19 protein-coding genes are annotated in these 18,453 nt (G+C 40.5%); 15 read left to right on the forward strand and 4 right to left on the reverse strand.

Annotated features, from left to right (window positions below):
* Window positions 1-606 precede the first annotated feature (606 nt).
* The 11 genes from ccoN (at window position 607) to ttcA (ending at window position 10,780) form a co-directional block, all read left to right on the forward strand.
* Window positions 607-2,037 carry a cytochrome-c oxidase, cbb3-type subunit I gene (gene ccoN / locus VCA1004_RS13250; RefSeq protein ID WP_086980916.1) on the forward strand — a complete coding sequence of 477 codons (1,431 nt, stop codon included), beginning with the start codon at window positions 607-609 and terminating at the stop codon, window positions 2,035-2,037.
* A 12-nt stretch (window positions 2,038-2,049) separates the two neighbouring features.
* A complete protein-coding gene (gene ccoO / locus VCA1004_RS13255) occupies window positions 2,050-2,667 on the forward strand; it encodes a cytochrome-c oxidase, cbb3-type subunit II (protein ID WP_164520885.1) in 618 nt (205 codons plus the stop codon).
* A gap of 10 nt (window positions 2,668-2,677) precedes the next feature.
* Window positions 2,678-2,854 carry a cbb3-type cytochrome oxidase subunit 3 gene (locus tag VCA1004_RS13260; protein ID WP_086980918.1) on the forward strand — a complete coding sequence of 59 codons (177 nt, stop codon included), beginning with the start codon at window positions 2,678-2,680 and terminating at the stop codon, window positions 2,852-2,854.
* Window positions 2,854-3,846: a cytochrome-c oxidase, cbb3-type subunit III gene (gene ccoP, locus VCA1004_RS13265; protein ID WP_086980919.1), complete on the forward strand. Its 993-nt coding sequence runs from the start codon at window positions 2,854-2,856 to the stop codon at window positions 3,844-3,846. Before VCA1004_RS13260 ends, ccoP begins: the two co-directional genes overlap by 1 nt.
* A 75-nt stretch (window positions 3,847-3,921) precedes the next feature.
* Window positions 3,922-4,401 (forward strand): FixH family protein, encoded by a 480-nt coding sequence (locus tag VCA1004_RS13270; protein ID WP_086980920.1) that lies wholly within the window; start codon window positions 3,922-3,924, stop codon window positions 4,399-4,401.
* Window positions 4,402-4,414: 13 nt separating this feature from the next.
* The gene (locus VCA1004_RS13275; RefSeq protein ID WP_086980921.1) at window positions 4,415-6,799 is read left to right on the forward strand and encodes a heavy metal translocating P-type ATPase; all 2,385 of its coding nucleotides are present in this window, start codon (window positions 4,415-4,417) and stop codon (window positions 6,797-6,799) included.
* Complete coding sequence (ccoS, locus tag VCA1004_RS13280) at window positions 6,799-6,993, forward strand: cbb3-type cytochrome oxidase assembly protein CcoS (RefSeq protein ID WP_086980922.1); 195 nt, start codon at window positions 6,799-6,801, stop codon at window positions 6,991-6,993. Before VCA1004_RS13275 ends, ccoS begins: the two co-directional genes overlap by 1 nt.
* Window positions 6,983-7,654, forward strand: a complete 672-nt coding sequence (locus VCA1004_RS13285) for a sulfite exporter TauE/SafE family protein (RefSeq protein WP_086980923.1) — start codon at window positions 6,983-6,985, stop codon at window positions 7,652-7,654. Before ccoS ends, VCA1004_RS13285 begins: the two co-directional genes overlap by 11 nt.
* A gap of 93 nt (window positions 7,655-7,747) precedes the next feature.
* Window positions 7,748-8,494: an FNR family transcription factor gene (locus VCA1004_RS13290; protein ID WP_086980924.1), complete on the forward strand. Its 747-nt coding sequence runs from the start codon at window positions 7,748-7,750 to the stop codon at window positions 8,492-8,494.
* Window positions 8,495-8,731: 237 nt separating this feature from the next.
* Window positions 8,732-9,670 carry a universal stress protein UspE gene (gene uspE / locus VCA1004_RS13295; RefSeq protein ID WP_086980925.1) on the forward strand — a complete coding sequence of 313 codons (939 nt, stop codon included), beginning with the start codon at window positions 8,732-8,734 and terminating at the stop codon, window positions 9,668-9,670.
* 159 nt (window positions 9,671-9,829) lie between these two features.
* A complete protein-coding gene (gene ttcA, locus VCA1004_RS13300; RefSeq protein ID WP_086980926.1) occupies window positions 9,830-10,780 on the forward strand; it encodes a tRNA 2-thiocytidine(32) synthetase TtcA in 951 nt (316 codons plus the stop codon).
* Window positions 10,781-10,895: 115 nt separating this feature from the next.
* Here ttcA and VCA1004_RS13305 read toward each other — a convergent pair whose 3' ends face one another.
* The 3 genes from VCA1004_RS13305 to VCA1004_RS13315 are packed head-to-tail and all read right to left on the reverse strand — an operon-like array spanning window position 10,896 to window position 13,149.
* Window positions 10,896-11,555, reverse strand: coding sequence for a DUF2987 domain-containing protein (locus VCA1004_RS13305; RefSeq protein WP_179949595.1), 660 nt, complete (start codon window positions 11,553-11,555; stop codon window positions 10,896-10,898).
* The gene (locus tag VCA1004_RS13310; protein ID WP_086980928.1) at window positions 11,555-12,346 is read right to left on the reverse strand and encodes a glucosaminidase domain-containing protein; all 792 of its coding nucleotides are present in this window, start codon (window positions 12,344-12,346) and stop codon (window positions 11,555-11,557) included. The genes VCA1004_RS13305 and VCA1004_RS13310 overlap by 1 nt, the downstream gene beginning before the upstream one ends.
* Entirely contained in the window at window positions 12,343-13,149 is an 807-nt protein-coding gene (locus VCA1004_RS13315; protein WP_086980929.1) for a DUF2189 domain-containing protein, read from the reverse strand. The genes VCA1004_RS13310 and VCA1004_RS13315 overlap by 4 nt, the downstream gene beginning before the upstream one ends.
* A 258-nt stretch (window positions 13,150-13,407) precedes the next feature.
* On the opposite strand from VCA1004_RS13315, the gene potA reads away from it, so the two are divergent.
* The 4 genes from potA to VCA1004_RS13335 all read left to right on the forward strand — a co-directional run bounded on the left by potA (window position 13,408) and on the right by VCA1004_RS13335 (window position 17,491).
* Window positions 13,408-14,565: a spermidine/putrescine ABC transporter ATP-binding protein PotA gene (gene potA / locus VCA1004_RS13320; protein WP_408646906.1), complete on the forward strand. Its 1,158-nt coding sequence runs from the start codon at window positions 13,408-13,410 to the stop codon at window positions 14,563-14,565.
* A 5-nt stretch (window positions 14,566-14,570) separates the two neighbouring features.
* The gene (gene potB, locus VCA1004_RS13325) at window positions 14,571-15,425 is read left to right on the forward strand and encodes a spermidine/putrescine ABC transporter permease PotB (RefSeq protein WP_086980931.1); all 855 of its coding nucleotides are present in this window, start codon (window positions 14,571-14,573) and stop codon (window positions 15,423-15,425) included.
* A complete protein-coding gene (potC, locus tag VCA1004_RS13330) occupies window positions 15,425-16,210 on the forward strand; it encodes a spermidine/putrescine ABC transporter permease PotC (RefSeq protein ID WP_086980932.1) in 786 nt (261 codons plus the stop codon). The genes potB and potC overlap by 1 nt, the downstream gene beginning before the upstream one ends.
* A 234-nt stretch (window positions 16,211-16,444) precedes the next feature.
* The gene (locus VCA1004_RS13335; RefSeq protein ID WP_086980933.1) at window positions 16,445-17,491 is read left to right on the forward strand and encodes an extracellular solute-binding protein; all 1,047 of its coding nucleotides are present in this window, start codon (window positions 16,445-16,447) and stop codon (window positions 17,489-17,491) included.
* Window positions 17,492-17,563: 72 nt separating this feature from the next.
* Here VCA1004_RS13335 and cobB read toward each other — a convergent pair whose 3' ends face one another.
* Window positions 17,564-18,283, reverse strand: coding sequence for a Sir2 family NAD+-dependent deacetylase (cobB, locus tag VCA1004_RS13340; RefSeq protein ID WP_086980934.1), 720 nt, complete (start codon window positions 18,281-18,283; stop codon window positions 17,564-17,566).
* Window positions 18,284-18,453: the final 170 nt, after the last annotated feature.

The following is an 18,453-nucleotide window of genomic DNA, read 5'->3' on the forward strand; positions in this document are numbered from 1 at the left end:
GTACTTGAATTCAGCTTCGGATGAACTAAAAACCACTTCATGACTTTAATTCGAACTCAATGAAGGATGTCATTGGTCAAAAATGTAGCTTGTTCGTTAACGAATGCTGTTTTTCATTAATTCATTTTGTGTCAGTAAACCTTATTATTAAGGTGATGTGTTTAAGTCAAAAGCCCTTATTAAAATGAAAACAGATTGATTAATTCTTTGGTTAAGAGTCCAAAACTAAATTGGTTGATTCTATATTATTAGGGAGATTAAATTGATAAAGAGCCGTGCTATCTTGTTGGTTATCATGTGTTATTGTCCTCCAGATAAATGCGCTTAATAAGACAATGAATATGATGATAATTTGTACAAGTCTCGCTTTTGTGAGTTTCTCTCCAGCCATTGAGTTTCATCCTATGTAACTTACTTCAAACTTTTGCTATTTAACTTATATAACCTATTGGTATGTCAGGTATAGTAAGCAACGAAAATGTTACTTTTATTTAAAACCATTGCTACTTCCTGCTGTTTTAGGTCTTGGTGTGCGTTTGGGTAACATTACAACACTATTTCAGTGTTGATGCTAGGTAGTTAATTATAAGATTGGAAGCATTCAAGATGAGCCAGGAACATCAGCTTGAGCATAATTATAACTACACGGTTGTCCGTCAGTTTGCCATGGTTACGATATTGTGGGGAATTGTTGGGATGAGCGTGGGGGTCTTAATTGCAGCTCAATTAGTTTGGCCACAGCTTAACTTCGATACGCCGTGGTTGACGTACAGTCGTTTACGTCCATTGCATACTAATGCAGTTATTTTTGCATTTGGGACTAGTGCCCTATTTGCATCCTCCTATTACGTGGTTCAACGAACCTGTAAAACACGTTTATTTGGTGGTTTATTAGTACCGTTCACTTTTTGGGGGTGGCAAGCCATTATTTTGGCAGCAGTTGTCTCATTACCTTTGGGCTATACAACCAGTAAAGAATACGCCGAATTAGAGTGGCCTATTGATATTGCGATCGCAATTGTGTGGGTTGCTTACGCCATTGTCTTTTTTGGAACTTTGATAAAAAGAACAACGTCTCATATTTATGTGGCGAACTGGTTCTTTGGTGGCTTTATATTAACGGTTGCGGTTCTGCATATCGTTAATAGTATGGCTATCCCTGTTTCTATGGGTAAATCCTATTCTATTTATTCAGGTGCCGTCGATGCGATGGTGCAATGGTGGTACGGACACAATGCGGTAGGTTTCCTATTAACCGCTGGCTTTTTAGGGATGATGTACTATTTCGTGCCGAAACAAGCTGAACGTCCAGTTTATTCTTATCGTTTATCCATTGTGCACTTTTGGGGATTGATTTCTCTGTATATTTGGGCAGGTCCTCACCATCTACATTACACTGCGTTGCCTGACTGGACTCAATCATTAGGTATGGTGATGTCTATTATCTTGTTTGTCCCATCTTGGGGCGGCATGATTAACGGGATCATGACCCTTTCCGGTGCTTGGCATAAATTACGCTATGACCCTATTTTACGTTTCCTCATTGTGTCTTTGTCATTCTATGGGATGTCGACTTTTGAAGGCCCTATGATGGCTATTAAAACGGTAAATGCCCTCTCTCACTATACCGACTGGACTATCGGTCACGTGCATTCTGGTGCATTAGGTTGGGTTGCGATGGTGACCATTGGCTCTATGTATCACTTAATTCCGAAATTATTTGGTCAAGAGCGCATGTATTCTATCAAACTGATCAATGTGCACTTCTGGTTAGCGACCATTGGTACGGTTTTATACATAGTTGCAATGTGGATTTCAGGTGTGATGCAAGGTTTGATGTGGCGTGCGGTTAATGCCGATGGCACGTTAACATATAGCTTTGTTGAAAGTGTTGAAGCGTCTCATCCATTCTATTTAGTGCGCTTTATTGGTGGTGTCATTATCGTGTCAGGCATGTTGCTCATGGCTTATAACGTTTATAAGACCGTCACTTCACCAAAGGATAGCTTAAAAGCGATTCCTCAACCGGCAATGTAGGAGACGATGAGTATGAGTTCAGAAAAGAATCGCCATTCAATAGTCGAGAAGAACGTCGGTTTATTGGCTATTTTGATGGCATTTGGGATCAGTTTAGGCGCGTTAGTTGAAATCACGCCACTGATTTTCCAAAAGCAAACGACTGAGCCGGTAGAGGATTTAAAACCTTATACTGCGCTAGAGATGGAAGGTCGTGATATATACGTCCGCGAAGGTTGTAGTGTTTGCCACAGCCAAATGATCCGTCCTTTCCGTTCAGAAACCGAACGTTATGGTCACTATTCTGTCGCGGGTGAATCGGTATGGGAACATCCATTCTTATGGGGCTCTAAACGTACTGGCCCTGATCTTGCTCGTGTGGGTGGCCGTTATTCTGATGAATGGCATCGTGTCCATCTGATTGACCCTCGAGAAGTGGTGCCTGAATCTATTATGCCCGGCTATCCGTGGTTGGCTGATAATAAGCTAACCGGTGAATACACGGAGCAAAAGTTAAGGTTATTCCGAGACGATTTCGGCGTACCTTATACTGATGAAGATATCGCTAACGCTAAGAAAAATGTAGAAGGAAAAACGGAGTTAGATGCTCTAGTTGCCTATTTACAATCTCTTGGCCACGCGATGAAATAAGGAGAAAGATATGGATATCGCAACGATTCACAGTATCTGGACACTTGTGCTGTTCATCAGCTTTTGTGGAGTTGTATGGTGGGCTTATGGCAGTAAACGCCGCAAATCTCGTTTTGATGAAGCTGCAAACCTTATCTTTGATGATGAGCCAGTCAAGTCAGCTAAAGATCAGGGAGGAATGAAGTAATGACGACATTCTGGAGTGTATGGATAACAGTAATTACCTTAGGAACGATCTTTGGTATCGCTGCTATTTTAATTTGGTGTCTTAAAGATAAAATGGGAGTAGAAGAAGGTGCGGATATGGGGCATGAATACGATGGTATTCGTGAGCTCAATAACCCACTTCCCAAATGGTGGACCTATTTGTTCTTCTCGACTTTTATTTTTTCTGCCATCTATTTAGCCTTATTTCCAGGATTAGGAAACTATCCAGGGCTTTTAGGTTGGACCAGCTCACCTCAGCAAGTTAAATCTGTTGGTGAAATGGAAGCCTCCATCAAAAATGCGCAACAAAATAAGCAGCTCGACCAATATGCTAAAGAACTTGATGACGCTGAGAAATTTTACGGCCAATCGTTTAAAAAGTTAGCAAATCATGCCGATGGAAGTGGTTATAAGTCGTTACCTGAAATTGCAGCAGATCCAGCGGCTTTACGCGTTGGTCAGAATTTGTTTTTACAAAACTGTTCACAATGTCATGGCTCGGATGCTCGTGGTCAAAAAGGTTTCCCTAACTTAACTGATCAGGCTTGGTTATATGGCGGTGAGCCTGAAGCAATCCTCACGACGATTAAGCATGGCCGCGTTGGCGCTATGCCTGGTTGGGGAGAAACGTTTGGTGCGGATGGAGTAGAAGAAGTAGTGAGCTATGTTCTGCATTTATCTGGACGTAAAGTGAACTCACGTGAAGCGGCGGCTGGTAAAGTTCGCTTTGCTGCTTGTGCTGCTTGTCATGGTACTGATGGTAAGGGTAACCCTGCTTTTGGTGCACCGGATTTAACGGATAACGATTGGTTATTTGGTGACTCTCGCGCCGATGTGACAGAAACCGTGCAATATGGACGCCAAGGTGTCATGCCCGCTTGGGAAAACATACTAGGTGAAGATAAAATCCAATTAGTTGGTGCTTATGTGTGGAGTTTAAGTAACCCAACTCCATCTAATACATCTGATTGATAATAAAGTGGTTTACAGCCCCTAGCTTGGGGCTGTTTTTTCTTGTATCTACTTCGTTTTATTTGTGAGAAGACTATGCAAACTCCTTGGTATAAACAGTTTTGGCCTTGGTTCTTAATTTTTCTCCCAATGTGTGCCGTTATTGGCAGTTTCGTCACATTAGGTGTTTTTACTAAAAATAGCGTCGATCTCGTGTCTGAAGATTATTACAAGCAAGGTAAAGGCATTAATGTTGATTTATCGAAAATACATGTAGCAAAGGGCTTTAAGTTGCAGGCGAGCGTGGTTTCTACGCCACAAGGTATCAACGTCAGCTTAGATAAAGGCAAACTATCTTTATACCCCGCCTTAACCATCACGTTTACTCATAGAACCCTTCCTGATCGTGATTTTGCACGCACATTAAGCTCTGATGCGAATGGAAATTATCGATTTAATTTACCACAACCTATACAGGGTCCATGGTTCGTTAAAGTAGAACCCCATAACAAAGAATGGTTAATTCAAGGTCGAGTGACTTTCCCAACCCACACTCCAACTGTTTTACTTGATTAATTAAGGCGCAATGATGTCGGAAAAATCGGCTGAACATCCGTGTTATCACTGTGGTGATGAAGTTCCAACTAATGCAGTTTTTCACGTTGATATCCTTGGACAATCTCGTGCAATGTGTTGCCCTGGCTGTCAATCGGTTGCTCAAACTATCGTGGAAAGTGGCCTAGTTTCTTATTATCAATACCGTACTGCGCCTGCAGAAAAAGTAGACTTAGTTCCTGAGCAGCTCCAAAAACTTATTCATTATGATAATGAAGACGTGCAACGAGAGTTTGTGCGTCATGATAAGGAATTAAGTGAGGTGACACTGTCACTTGAAGGTGTATCTTGCGCGGCTTGTGCTTGGCTGATCGAAAAGCAACTGGCCTCTTGCTCTGGCATTAAACAAGTTAAAGTTAATATTACGACCCAAAGAGCCAAGGTCGTTTGGGATAATACGCAAATTCAATTAAGCCAACTAATTAAACAGATTCAACAAGTTGGTTATAAGTCAGCCCCTTTTGAACCCAACCAACAAGAAGAAAGCTATCATAAAATGATGAAGCAATACCTCTATCGGTTAGGGGTAGCAGGCTTAGCTACCATGCAAGTAATGATGCTAGCGGTGGCACTATATTTTGAAGTTTTTTCTGATCTTGACCCAGAGTTTAAACAATTTTTACGTGTGGTTAGTTTAATCTTCGCCACTCCTGTTTTGCTTTATTCTGCCCAGCCCTTTTATATTAATGCTTGGCGCAGTCTCAAAGCTCGCACCTTGGGAATGGATGTCCCGGTTTCTATCGCGCTCATTTTTGCTTATCTATCCAGTTTATGGGCAACTGTCGCGGGTACGGGTGAAGTTTTCTTTGAATCCATCTCAATGTTTACCTTTTTCTTATTGGTTGGGCGCTTCTTAGAAATGCGTGCTCGCCGCAAAGCCGCTGCGGCCAGCGCTAATTTATTAAAATTGGTGCCAGCGATGGCGACCAAAGTCACAGGAGAACAAGTTCCAGTTCGCAGCTTAAACATTGGCGATACCATACGAGTGTTGCCTGGAGAGCATATCCCTGCTGACGGCCAAATTGTGTTAGGCAATACGCAAGTTGACGAATCGATGCTAACCGGTGAATCGCTGCCAGTTGAAAAAGGTGTGTCTGATTATGTATATGCAGGAACGATAAATTCTGGCGAATCCTTTGAATTAAAGGTGGCATGTCATAAAGCCGATACGGTCATTTCAAGTATCGTGCGTTTACAAGATGAAGCTCAGGTGTCTAAACCTAAAATTGCGGAAGTGGCGGATCATGTTGCAAAATACTTCGTCGCTATTATTTTAGTCATTGCTGCCGCAACTTGGGTGTATTGGCTCCAATATCAACCAGAATCAGCATTTTGGATTATGTTATCGGTATTAGTCGCGACTTGTCCATGTGCGCTTTCGTTAGCAACGCCCACCGCAATCACTTGCTCAACCTCTAAATTAGGGGGACTTGGCATCTTATTGTGTAAAGGTCATGCTTTTGAAACCTTATGTAAAGTGAATCATATTGTACTGGATAAAACAGGGACATTAACTCAAGGAAATATTGCCATTAGTGACATTGAATTGTTCGATGCGCAATACTCTTCAAATGAGGTATTACAGATAGCAGCCGCTCTAGAGCAATATGCTAATCACCCTATTGCTCACGCTTTTGCAGAGCACCAACATCAGAACATTAAGATGCAAAATGTAAACAATGTTATTGGTTCTGGGGTGTCTGGGGAATATTTAACCCAAACATGGCGTATTGGTACGCTGACTTATGTTACTGATCATGCTGATGCAACGGAGCCTGCCCCATCCTCGGTTTATTTATCATGCGACAATCAATTAATTGCACGTTTCGAATATTCCGATCCCATCCGAAAAGAAAGTCGTGATTTTATTCATCATTTAACCAAAGCCAATATTAAAGTCACTGTGTTAACTGGCGATTCGCCTTTAAATGCAGAGCGTGTTTGTCGTAGTCTCGGAATTGAACATTATCAAGCCGGACTAAAACCTCAAGATAAATTGGCGTATTTACAACAGTTAAATAGTGACACTGTCACACTAATGATTGGTGATGGCATCAATGATGCGCCTACCTTAGCTGGTGCGCACTTATCTGTAGCAATGGGTGGTGGTTCTGATATTGCTAAAGCGTCGGCGGATATGGTGTTATTAGGTGATAAACTTGATAAAGTGTTGGAAGCTCGAACTCTGGCATTACAAACACGTAAAATCATTCACCAAAATCTTGCGTGGGCGCTGGGTTATAACGCCTTGATCTTACCTTTAGCCGTCATGGGATTTATTGCTCCCTACTTTGCGGTGATAGGAATGTCAGCCAGTTCAATCATTGTGGTGACAAATTCTCTAAGGTTGCTCAAATAATGGCTAGCTTATATTTATTAATTCCTATTGCGATCATGTTTGTATGCATTGCCGTTTTCGTTTTCATTTGGGCCGTTAAAACCGATCAATTTGATGATCTAGATCGTCAAGGACACAGCATCTTATTTGATGATAATGATGAAGTGAAAGTGAAAAAAGCTCAATCTAAAACAGAGAGTGGCGATGAATCCTGATTGGTTAGCGGCTTTTTTGATTGGTCTTTTAGGTTCCGGCCATTGTATGGGAATGTGTGGTGGCATTGCGTCATTAATGAACCTAGGCCAAGCCAATAATAAAAAAGCGTGGTTTATTCCTGTATTTTATAATCTTGGCCGTCTACTGACTTATATGCTTGCGGGAGCGGTGATCGGTGGCTCGGTTGCTTCTGTCGCGACCTATTCAGGTTTTAATTCGTCATTGAGTTGGTTACGTTTGATATCGGCCATCTTCATGTTGCTTCTAGCTTTATATATAGGTCAATGGTGGCAAGGCTTATTGGTCATTGAAAAAGCCGGGCAACATATTTGGCGATACCTTTCTCCGTTTGGGCAAAAATTACTCCCACTGAAACACCCTCTTTACGCCATCCCATTTGGCTTTATCTGGGGCTGGTTACCTTGTGGTTTAGTGTATTCTATGTTGACCTGGTCTGCCGCTGCAGGCACATCTTTAGATGGCGCTTTCGTGATGTTGGCCTTTGGGGTTGGCACATTACCTGCAATGTTACTTGTGGGAGTTGGCACCTCTCAGTTTAAGTCGCTTGTCAAACGACCTGTTTTTAAACAAATTGGCGCCATATTGTTGATGATTTATGCGTTATTTCAATTGTATCAAGGAGTTGTCAGACTACTGTAATATAACGGTTGGCTTGAATAATTTTATGCTGTCCTTTAGTGGTATGAGATGCTAAAATCTTGATGTATATCAATTTAAACTGCTCGGTATTTTATGATTTCTGATAACGCAAAAACAAAACGTGTCCAATCTGGTGGTTGTGCAATTCATTGTCAAGACTGCAGTATTAGCCAATTGTGCATTCCGTTTACTCTAAATGATTCTGAATTAGATCAATTAGATGAAATCATTGAGCGCAAAAAACCCGTTCAGAAAGGTCAAGAAATCTTTAAAGCTGGTGATGAGTTAAAATCTTTGTATGCCATCCGTTCTGGTACGATCAAAAGTTACACCATTACAGAACAAGGTGATGAACAAATTACCGCTTTTCATCTTGCAGGTGATTTAATTGGATTTGATGCCATTAATGGTAATGCTCACCCAAGTTTTGCACAAGCACTTGAAACGTCAATGGTTTGTGAGATCCCTTATGAAACTTTAGATGAACTGTCAGGGCAAATGCCTAAGCTTCGTCAACAAATTATGCGTTTAATGAGTAATGAGATTAAAGGCGATCAAGACATGATCTTATTGTTATCGAAGAAGAATGCCGAAGAACGTTTAGCGGCGTTCTTATACAGCCTATCGACTCGCTTTTCTCAACGTGGTTTTTCACCAAGAGAGTTTCGTCTTACAATGACTCGTGGTGATATTGGCAACTACTTAGGTTTAACCGTTGAAACCATCAGTCGACTATTAGGTCGTTTCCAAAAAAGTGATATTTTAAGTGTAAAAGGAAAATACATCACGATTACCGATCATGATGCTTTACAAAAACTGGCAGGCTTCTCTGAGGAGTAACCTCTTTCACTTATTTACTTTTTACTGATTAATAGGTCGCTTACTAATAGCGGCCTTTTTTATTTGTAAAATACCGTCTAGGTCACTAATAATTCGGCGTAATTTCAGCTAAAGTTAAGTTAGTGCTAAAGATAATTTGTCCAACTTGTGAGCTTGTATTGATTAGGATTGTATTATTTTTAGTATAGTTAACTTGTTGAAATGGTTTTAGATAAGTTCAAAAAGGGAGAGCTTGCTATGGACTCATACAAAAGTATTTTAGTGGTTGCTGATGTCAATAATGTGGAGCAATCGGCGCTAGCGCGTGCCTTCCAAATTGTACGAAATCTTCCCAACCCAACCCCCATCACTTTTTTTCTTTCCATCTATGATTTTTCTTATGATATGACCTCCATGCTTTCTTCTGAAGAAAGAGATGCTATGCGTCGTGGGGTTATTCAACAGCGTGAAGAGTGGATGCGTGAAGTGGCTGAACCTTACTTAACAGAAGGTGTTCAATTTGATGTGAAAGTGGTTTGGCATCATCGTCCTTATGAAGCGATCATCTCGGAAGTTTTCTCCGGTGGCCATGGGTTACTATTAAAAGCCACGCGTAAGCATGATGTTTTAGAATCTGTCTTTTTCACCCCAACCGATTGGCACTTATTACGAAAATGCCCATGCCCGGTTCTATTAGTTAAAAACCAAGATTGGCCAATTAACGGTAATATAATTGCGTCGGTGCATGTTGGTTCTGAAAATACCACTCACACAGCACTTAATGACTCTATGGTAGAGCAAGGCTTGAAATTCTCTAAATCCCTCAATGCAGAATTGTATTTAGTGAATGCCTATCCTGTCACACCTGCGAATATTACAGTAGAACTTCCCGAGTTTGACCCGACCTCTTATACCGATGCTGTCAGAGGGTTTCATTTAACGGCGATGAAAGCCTTACGTCAAAAATACAGTATTGATGAAGAGCACACTTATGTCGATGAAGGACTACCGGAAGATGTTATCCCTAAAACCGCAAAAGAACTGGATGCTGGGCTAGTGATTTTAGGCACCAGTGGACGCACAGGTCTTTCGGCTGTCTTTATTGGTAATACGGCTGAAAACGTTATCGATAAGCTTAATTGTGATGTACTGGCGTTAAAACCAGAAGGTTATATTAGCCCGTTAGCGCCTAATTAATCGATAACTTCTATCCATTCCTAATCAAAGAGCAACCTTTTCGAGTGTTGCTCTTTTGCTATATGACGGTATGATACGCCCTCTATTTATCAAGCACTGTTATACACCCATTGGGGTAGCAACATATCCGGCCCGCTTTTGGCCAATAAGGTAATAATCATGAGCTCAAATCCGACTACGACTACGGAGCAATCTGAACAAGCACAGAACAAAGCTGCGCAGTATAACTTCAATAAATTACAAAAACGCATTCGTCGTAATACAGGTCAAGCGATCGCTGATTTTAATATGATTGAAGACGGTGACCGTATCATGGTGTGTTTATCTGGTGGTAAAGACAGCTTTACGATGCTGGATATTTTAATGAGTTTACAGAAGAGTGCTCCTGTCAGCTTTGAATTAATCGCCGTCAATTTAGATCAAAAACAACCAGGTTTTCCTGATCATATCCTACCCGCTTATTTAGAGTCTTTAGGCATTCAGTATAAGATAGTGGAAGAAGATACTTATTCTATCGTTCAAGATAAAATTCCTGAAGGTAAAACCACCTGTTCTTTATGTTCTCGTTTACGTCGTGGGATCTTATACCGCACGGCAAAAGAACTGGGTGCGACGAAAATTGCATTAGGTCACCACCGTGATGATATTTTGGAAACCCTATTCTTAAATATGTTCCATGGCGGGAAAATGAAAGCGATGCCACCTAAATTGGTGTCAGACAATGGTGAACATGTGGTGATTCGTCCATTAGCGTATTGCCGCGAAAAAGACATCATCAAATATGCCGCCATACGCGATTACCCTATCATTCCATGTAATTTATGCGGCTCTCAACCTAATTTACAACGCCAAAACATCAAGCAAATGCTGAATGAATGGGATAAACGTTTCCCTGGCCGTATAGAAACCATGTTTAAAGCTGTTCAAAATGTCGTGCCAAGTCATTTAGCTGATTATGAACTCTTTGATTTTAAATCAATTAATCGTGAGTCTGGTGTGATTAATGGTGGAGATATTGGATTTGATAAAGAGCCAATGCCTCAAATGGAAACATCCACAGATGCGATTGAGTTTGACCCAAGCTTACAATTGGATGTCACCAATCTATAAGCATTGAGTTAAATAACCTCAGCTGAGGTTAAATATTAAACGAATAAAAGCCGAACACATCATCGATGGTTCGGCTTTTTATCATCATCTTCTTTTCGGTATGATTTATTGGTCGTTACTTGTCCAGCAAAGGTAACACTCGGAAAGTTGGCTGAGGCAAATACACAAGCTCATCCGGTTCTAGGTTCGCTAAATTCACGCGGGCTTTGCCAGCAACAATCTCTATTTGTTGATGCTTACTTGTTGTGAGCAGACCTTGTTCGAGATCTTGAAACTCAAGTGTTAGACCTATCACTTTAGGTGAGAACCAACTTGAAAACATGCCACCAAGATCATCAAGCATCTTACTCATTTGTGGCATTAAATGTTCGATTTGTTGATAAGACACTTGTTTCGATAAAGGCGCTTTTGTCATCACTACCATCGAAAAATCACAAACTTTGCCTTGTTCTGCATCGACATACACCAATGGACCCACTTGGCGCAAGTTATCATCAAGTGGCACAATCAGCTCTTGTGAAGGCGGAATAGCTAACGCTTCATAATGTTTATCTTTTTCCATCCATGCTTTATCAATTCTGCAAATGGTTGAACTTTGATGTTCTTGAAAGAAAAAGGCCACTTTGACGTCAGGGTGCCCTTCTTCAAGATTATTCTTCATCTGCGTATAGAGCTTTGAATAGTTAAAGCGATATTGTTGTGCCAATGCTGGCTTAATCAACATAAGGCCAATAATGACGCTGAGCCCTAAATAGATCAATGAAGAACGTTTGATCATTTTACCGTCCAATAATCACTGTTATGTTTAATCATAGCTTGTAGGTCATCAACATAATCTTGGCCCCTTTCCGAATAACTTAATAAACCATTGGTCAAGGCAATTGCCGTTTCTTGTGATTTTAAATCTTGCCCTTTAGCGGCTAATTGCGCACGAATATCTCTTAAGGCTTTATAAGCATCATTACGGTTAACATTCATGAAATAGGCATGGATGGAATCTTGGGGTGAATCAAATTTTGCCACTTCATGAGTTGCCCCTTCGACCCTTTTTAAAGGAACAAGACCGCAGCCTTCTACGTAACACCATTGCCCGAAAAAGTTATTACCTTGTTTGGCAAATCTCGATGTACCCCAAGCTGATTCATTGGCAGCTTGAGTTAAGACTAGCGCTTGAGGAAGCACATTAACGCGGTTAAGCATGGTATCCAGCCACTCTTGATTAATCCCTTCGGCAGGAATATCAACATTGTATTGTTGCGCAAGCTGCTGAATTTTTTTCGATACTGAACCAATGACTCCTTTACTCTTAAATTGTTGTTGCAGAGCTAAAAGGGTTTTACGTTCGGCTTGGACTCGTTTGTTTTCTTGTTGCATACCTGGGCGTAACTGATTAAAAAAGTTTTGCTTTTTGGTATTCAGATCCGGAGCAGCTGGTGATGATGGCTTTGATTGCGTCACCTTGGCTTTGTCTTCAGACGGTTGGGTGCTTTTATCATAATGATTTTGGAAGTAATAAACGGCCCAAAATGCAAGAATGATAGCGGTCATTATGATTTTTTTCTTCATGCGTCAAATACCTGTGAGTTCTTATTGTTATCATCCGATGAATTGCCTGCTGAATTCACCACTCGCATGCGGATGCCAAACATATCACGATAGATGATACCTTTCACATGGAAAAAGAAAGGCAGGACGAAGATAAAACCAATCCCGTAAAACAGCGCCGCAGCAACAAACATGACGACAATCAATAAATAGATTGGGGTCACCACCAACAATTTTTTGTTGATGGCACGTAGTGATAAGAATAATGCTTTTATGGGAGTGATGCGTTTTTCACAAACCAAGAAGACCGAATTACTGAAGGCCATGGATAAATACATGGATAAGAAAGGCAATAACAGTCCAGACAATCCTTGTAAAACCAATCCCATCAACGTGACGAGCATGACAGGAATAGTAAAGTGAAAGCCTTTCAACAAATGATTGGTGCGCGTTTTAAAACCTGTGGCATGACTCATCGCCATTAAACAGACACCAGCATAAAGTGGAGCACTAACGATTTCGTAGCTAAAATTGGCGACCATCACTGATTGAATGACACTTTGTAACTGCAGTTCACTTGCATTGCCATCGAATAAAGCAAACAAAACACTAATATCACCTAATTGCATTTTGAGTGCGATGATAAAAATAGCCACTTGCAATAAGATGAGCACCACAATAGTTGGCGAGAAAGACCAAAAGTTCTTCAAGGTCAAGTGCCACGCTTCTTTTATGATATTGCTGGCTTTTAGTTCATACTGTCCAGACAATGCCGTTTCAAGCTTGCCTCCAACATTAAATTCTTTTTCTACATTATCACTCATAAAATAGGTACTCAGGATAATTACACTATAAATTCTGGGCCATTATACTCATGCGGTTTCAATATGCGAGTTTGTCTCTTTTTTTAACCATTTCATTATGTAACTGGTTTTCTTGTTACCCTGTACGCATTTATTTTTGAACATCAAAACTTAATATATGATAATTACGATGTTTTAAGGCAAAAAATACTAGGAATCTCCTTTAATGGCGACTATGATCCTCCCTTAAATTTTTGTGTCTTACATTGCGGTTATTACTTGGGGGAAATACAGAAATTGAAAGTTGAACCGACTCACAACTCAACCGTTATTCAACTTACCGGTATCAGTAAAAGTTTCGATGGGAAATCGATAATTGATAACCTGGATCTAACGGTAAATCACGGCGAATTCCTAACCATCTTAGGGCCTTCTGGCTGTGGTAAAACAACAGTATTAAGGATGATTGCTGGATTTGAATCAGTGGACTCTGGTGAAATTCTTCTTGCTGATGAGAATGTGACAGATCAAGCTCCAGAAAAAAGACATGTAAACACGGTTTTCCAAAGTTATGCGCTTTTTCCTCACATGACAGTGTACGAAAATGTGGCATTTGGTCTTAGAATGCAAAAAGTGCCTGAAGCTGAAATAGTAACACGTGTCGATGAAGCTTTGAAAATGGTTCGACTTGAAACCATGGCCCAACGAAATCCTCATCAATTATCCGGCGGTCAACAACAACGTATTGCGATTGCACGCGCTGTTGTCAACAAACCGAAAGTTCTTTTACTTGATGAATCCCTCTCTGCTTTAGATTACAAGCTTCGTAAACAAATGCAGTTGGAACTCAAACAGTTACAACGCAAACTCGGTATTACCTTCATTTTTGTTACTCACGATCAAGAAGAAGCCCTTTCAATGTCCGATCGTATTATCGTGATGCGCGATGGTGTGATTGAGCAAGATGGCTCCCCTCGTGAGATCTATGAAGAGCCTAAAAACCTATTTGTAGCTAGCTTTATCGGTGAAATTAACACCTTCGAAGCACAAGTCATTAAACGTAATGATGACAATACTATTTCTGCAAATATTGATGGCGTAGAATGCTCTATCTATTACAAAGGCCCTGTAACGGCTGGCCAACATCTTAACGTTCTTCTTCGCCCTGAAGATATTCGAATCGAAGAAATTAAAGAATCTGAAGATATTGGCATTGTCGGGCACGTAACAGAGCGGACCTATAAAGGGATGACTTTAGATTCTGTCGTGGCACTAGAATCTGGCATGCGTGTCATGGTCAGTGAGTTTTTCAATGAAGATGATCCTGATGTCGATCACTCCATTGGACAGAAAGTTTCAATAACTTGGGTAGAAAGCTGGGAAGTGGTTTTACCAAAAGATGTTGAAGTTAGCCCATCGCTAAAACAAGCTGAGTAAACGCAATGAAGAAATTAAATCTTCAAAATAGCATTGTACTCTTGATTGTTTCTTGGCTGATGCTATTTGTTTTTATCCCAAATGTCATGATCATCATCACGAGCTTTTTAACTCGTGATGAAGCCAATTTGATTGATATGACATTCACGTTAAGCAATTACGCCCGATTGGTAGATCCACTGTATGCCAAGGTTATGCTGCATTCTCTTTATATGGCGATTGTAGCGACAGGCCTATGTTTAATCATTGGTTATCCCTTTGCTTATATTGTGGCAAAAATGCCTGAAAAAGTGCGCCCTTTCATGCTCTTTATGGTGATAGTGCCATTTTGGACGAACTCTTTGATTCGTACTTATGGATTAAAGATCGTGTTAGGCACGCAAGGTATTCTCAATAAAAGCTTAATGGCTATTGGGTTGATCGAGCACCCTATTCGCATTATGTACACTGAAACTGCCGTCATGATCGGCTTAGTGTATATTCTGCTGCCATTTATGATTTTGCCTTTGTATTCAGCCATTGAGAAGTTAGACCGCACCTACATTGAAGCTGCTCGTGACTTAGGGGCGAATAAAATTCAAACCTTATTACGTGTGGTTCTACCTTTAACCATGCCGGGCATCATTGGCGGTTGCTTGCTGGTTCTACTTCCTGCCCTTGGAATGTTCTATGTTTCCGACTTATTAGGCGGTGCTAAGAACTTGTTGATTGGTAATGTGATTAAGAGCCAAGTGTTAAATGCGCGTGATTGGCCATTTGGTGCGGCAACCAGTATTGCACTGACTATGGTGATGGCGTTAATGCTTTATGCCTATTATCGTGCGGGTAAACTACTGAATAAGAAGGTGGAATTGGACTAATGAATAAGTCTTATGGTGGAAACATTGCCAAGTCTAGCTTTTTAAGTCTTGTGTATTTGTTTTTGTATTTACCAATCATTGTTTTAATTGTGAACTCATTTAATGCGAGTAAGTTCGGTATTAAATGGGGAGGCTTTACCACAAAATGGTACAGTGAATTACTCAATAACGACAGTTTAATCCAAGCGGCGGGTCACTCCATTACGGTGGCGGTTTTTTCTGCCACGGCTGCTACTATTATTGGTAGTTTGACCGCAGTTGCCCTCTTTCGCTATCAATTCAAAGGAAAAGGCGCGGTAAATGGCTTGTTATTTATAGTAATGATGTCTCCTGATATTGTTATGGCCATCTCATTACTTGCCCTCTTCTTAGTGATTGGGTTTGAACTAGGGTTAATCACTTTATTGATTTCACACATTACGTTTTGCTTACCTTTTGTGGTAGTGACGGTGTATAGTCGCTTAAAAGGGTTTGATGTCAAAATGCTCGAGGCCGCGAAAGATCTCGGCGCAAATGAGTGGATTATTTTAAAGCGTATCATTCTTCCTTTAGCCAAACCTGCTGTTGCGGCGGGCTGGCTATTGAGTTTCACATTATCACTTGATGATGTAATTATCAGCTCGTTTGTTACCGGGCCAAGTTATGAAATTTTGCCGCTTAAAATTTACTCAATGGTAAAAGTGGGGATTTCTCCAGAAGTGAATGCACTCGCCACGGTAATGTTGGTAGTGTCATTAATTCTAGTGATGATTTCTCAAGCCTTAGCTCGAGACAAAGTAAAGTAAATCAAGCTTAAGATGAGCATTCTAAAAGCCTGTGTTGATCACAGGCTTTTATCTATTGATCGCTCATTATTGGACATATCGAGAAAAATTGGAAATATCGAGAAAATGGTCTTAAATGCTTTAAAAATCAATTTATATGACTATACTCTCTCTGTTTTAAAATGAATGCTTATCGTCATTTTGACGTGCTTGCGAAATCTATAAATACTAACCATTTCACTCTGGGAGAACTCAATGAAGACATGGTCTAAGCTTCTTGTCGGTGCAGCCATTGCAGCGTCATTTACGACAGGTCTAGCTCACGCTGAAGATAAAGAGCTTTATTTTTATAACTGGTCTGAATATATCCCAAGTGATGTTTTACAAGACTTTACCAAAGAAACTGGCATTAAAGTTATCTATTCAACCTATGAATCTAACGAAGCCATGTACGCAAAGTTAAAAACACAAGGCCAAGGCTATGACTTAGTCGTCCCTTCTACTTACTTTGTATCTAAAATGCGTAAAGAAGGCATGTTGATGAAATTGGATAAATCCAAACTTTCACATTTTGCTGACTTGGACCCTAATTATTTGAATAAACCTTTTGATCCAGGTAATGATTATTCCATTCCTTATATTTGGGGGGCGACAGGTATTGGTATCAACACGGATATGTTGGACAAGTCGACCATAACCAAATGGGATGATTTATGGGATCCTAAATGGGTCGGCCAATTGATGATGATGGATGATCCACGTGAGTTATTCCAAATTGCTTTAACTAAATTGGGTTATTCAGGTAATACGACTGATCCAAAACAAATTAAAGCGGCCTACGAAGAATTGAAAAAACTCATGCCCAATGTATTAGTCTTCAATTCAGACTTCCCTGCTAACCCATATTTAGCAGGTGAAACCTCATTAGGTATGCTTTGGAATGGTTCCGCTTACATGGCGCGTCAAGAAGGGGCTCCTATTCATATCATTTGGCCGGAGAAAGGTACTATTTTCTGGATGGACAGCCTTGCTATTCCTTCTGGAGCAAAAAATACAGAAGCGGCGTATAAGATGATTGATTTCTTATTACGCCCTGAAAATGCCGCTAAAATTGCGATGACCATTGGTTACCCAACTCCAGTGAAAACCGCGTATCCGTTATTGCCAAAAGATTTTGCTAATGACGATAACGTCTTCCCTCCTCAAAAAGTATTAGACTCTGGTGAATGGCAAGATGATGTGGGTGATGCTAACGTTCTTTATGAAGAGTACTTCCAAAAGTTAAAAGTCGACATGAACTAAGTTTTCACTGATTGATTAAACCAAAAAAACGCCGATATTCGGCGTTTTTTTGGTTGTGATTATAATGTTCTATCACTCTTGTAGATTCAGAAGTTCGGCGACCAATTTGGGAACTTCAACACTGGCGTTACCATAACGCTTTTCTGCAAATTCACTTTCAACAGCACTCGGTTCGAGATTAATTTCGATAGTATGCGCGCCATGCATTTTGGCGTCATGAACAAAACCAGCAGCAGGATACACCACCCCTGATGTTCCAATTGAAATAAATAAATCGGCTTCTTCAATCGCCGCATAGATTTCGGCCATTTGCAGTGGCATCTCACCAAACCAAACAACATGAGGCCTTAGTGGGTTAGGAATTTGGCAACAATGGCAAAGATCTCGTACGTTCACGTCATGCTCGCAGTTGAAGACCTGATTAGATTCAGGGCAACGGATTTTTAATAGTTCTCCATGCATGTGAATAATATTGTGACTTCCTGCCCTTTCATGCAAATTATCAATATTTTGAGTAATTAACGTTAAACTTCCATCAAGCTTGGCTTCTAATTCAGCCAATGCTTGATGTGCAGGGTTTGGTGAAATGGTCGGATGTTGCAAACTTTTACGCCGTTGATTATAAAAATTTTGTACCCGTTTTGGATTGGCAGCATAGCCTTCAGGGGTCGCAACATCTTCAATACTATGATTTTCCCATAAGCCATCTTGAGCTCGAAAGGTAGCGATGCCGGATTCTGCTGAAATTCCCGCCCCGGTAAGGACAACAATTTTTTGATATGGAAAATACATAGTCATTCCCTGATTAATAAACAAGACGAGTAAGGTGTTAGTGTAAAGCCATCGCGGGCAATTGTTAATTTACTTTCTTTTGTCATGAAGAAAAACATCGATATACGAAACATTGATGTGGATTTGAAATTTATTTTTCCTTTCACATAAAGGCATTTGTTTTCATCATT

The organism is Vibrio aphrogenes (genome assembly GCF_002157735.2).
Classification (GTDB): Bacteria; Pseudomonadota; Gammaproteobacteria; order Enterobacterales; family Vibrionaceae; genus Vibrio; species Vibrio aphrogenes.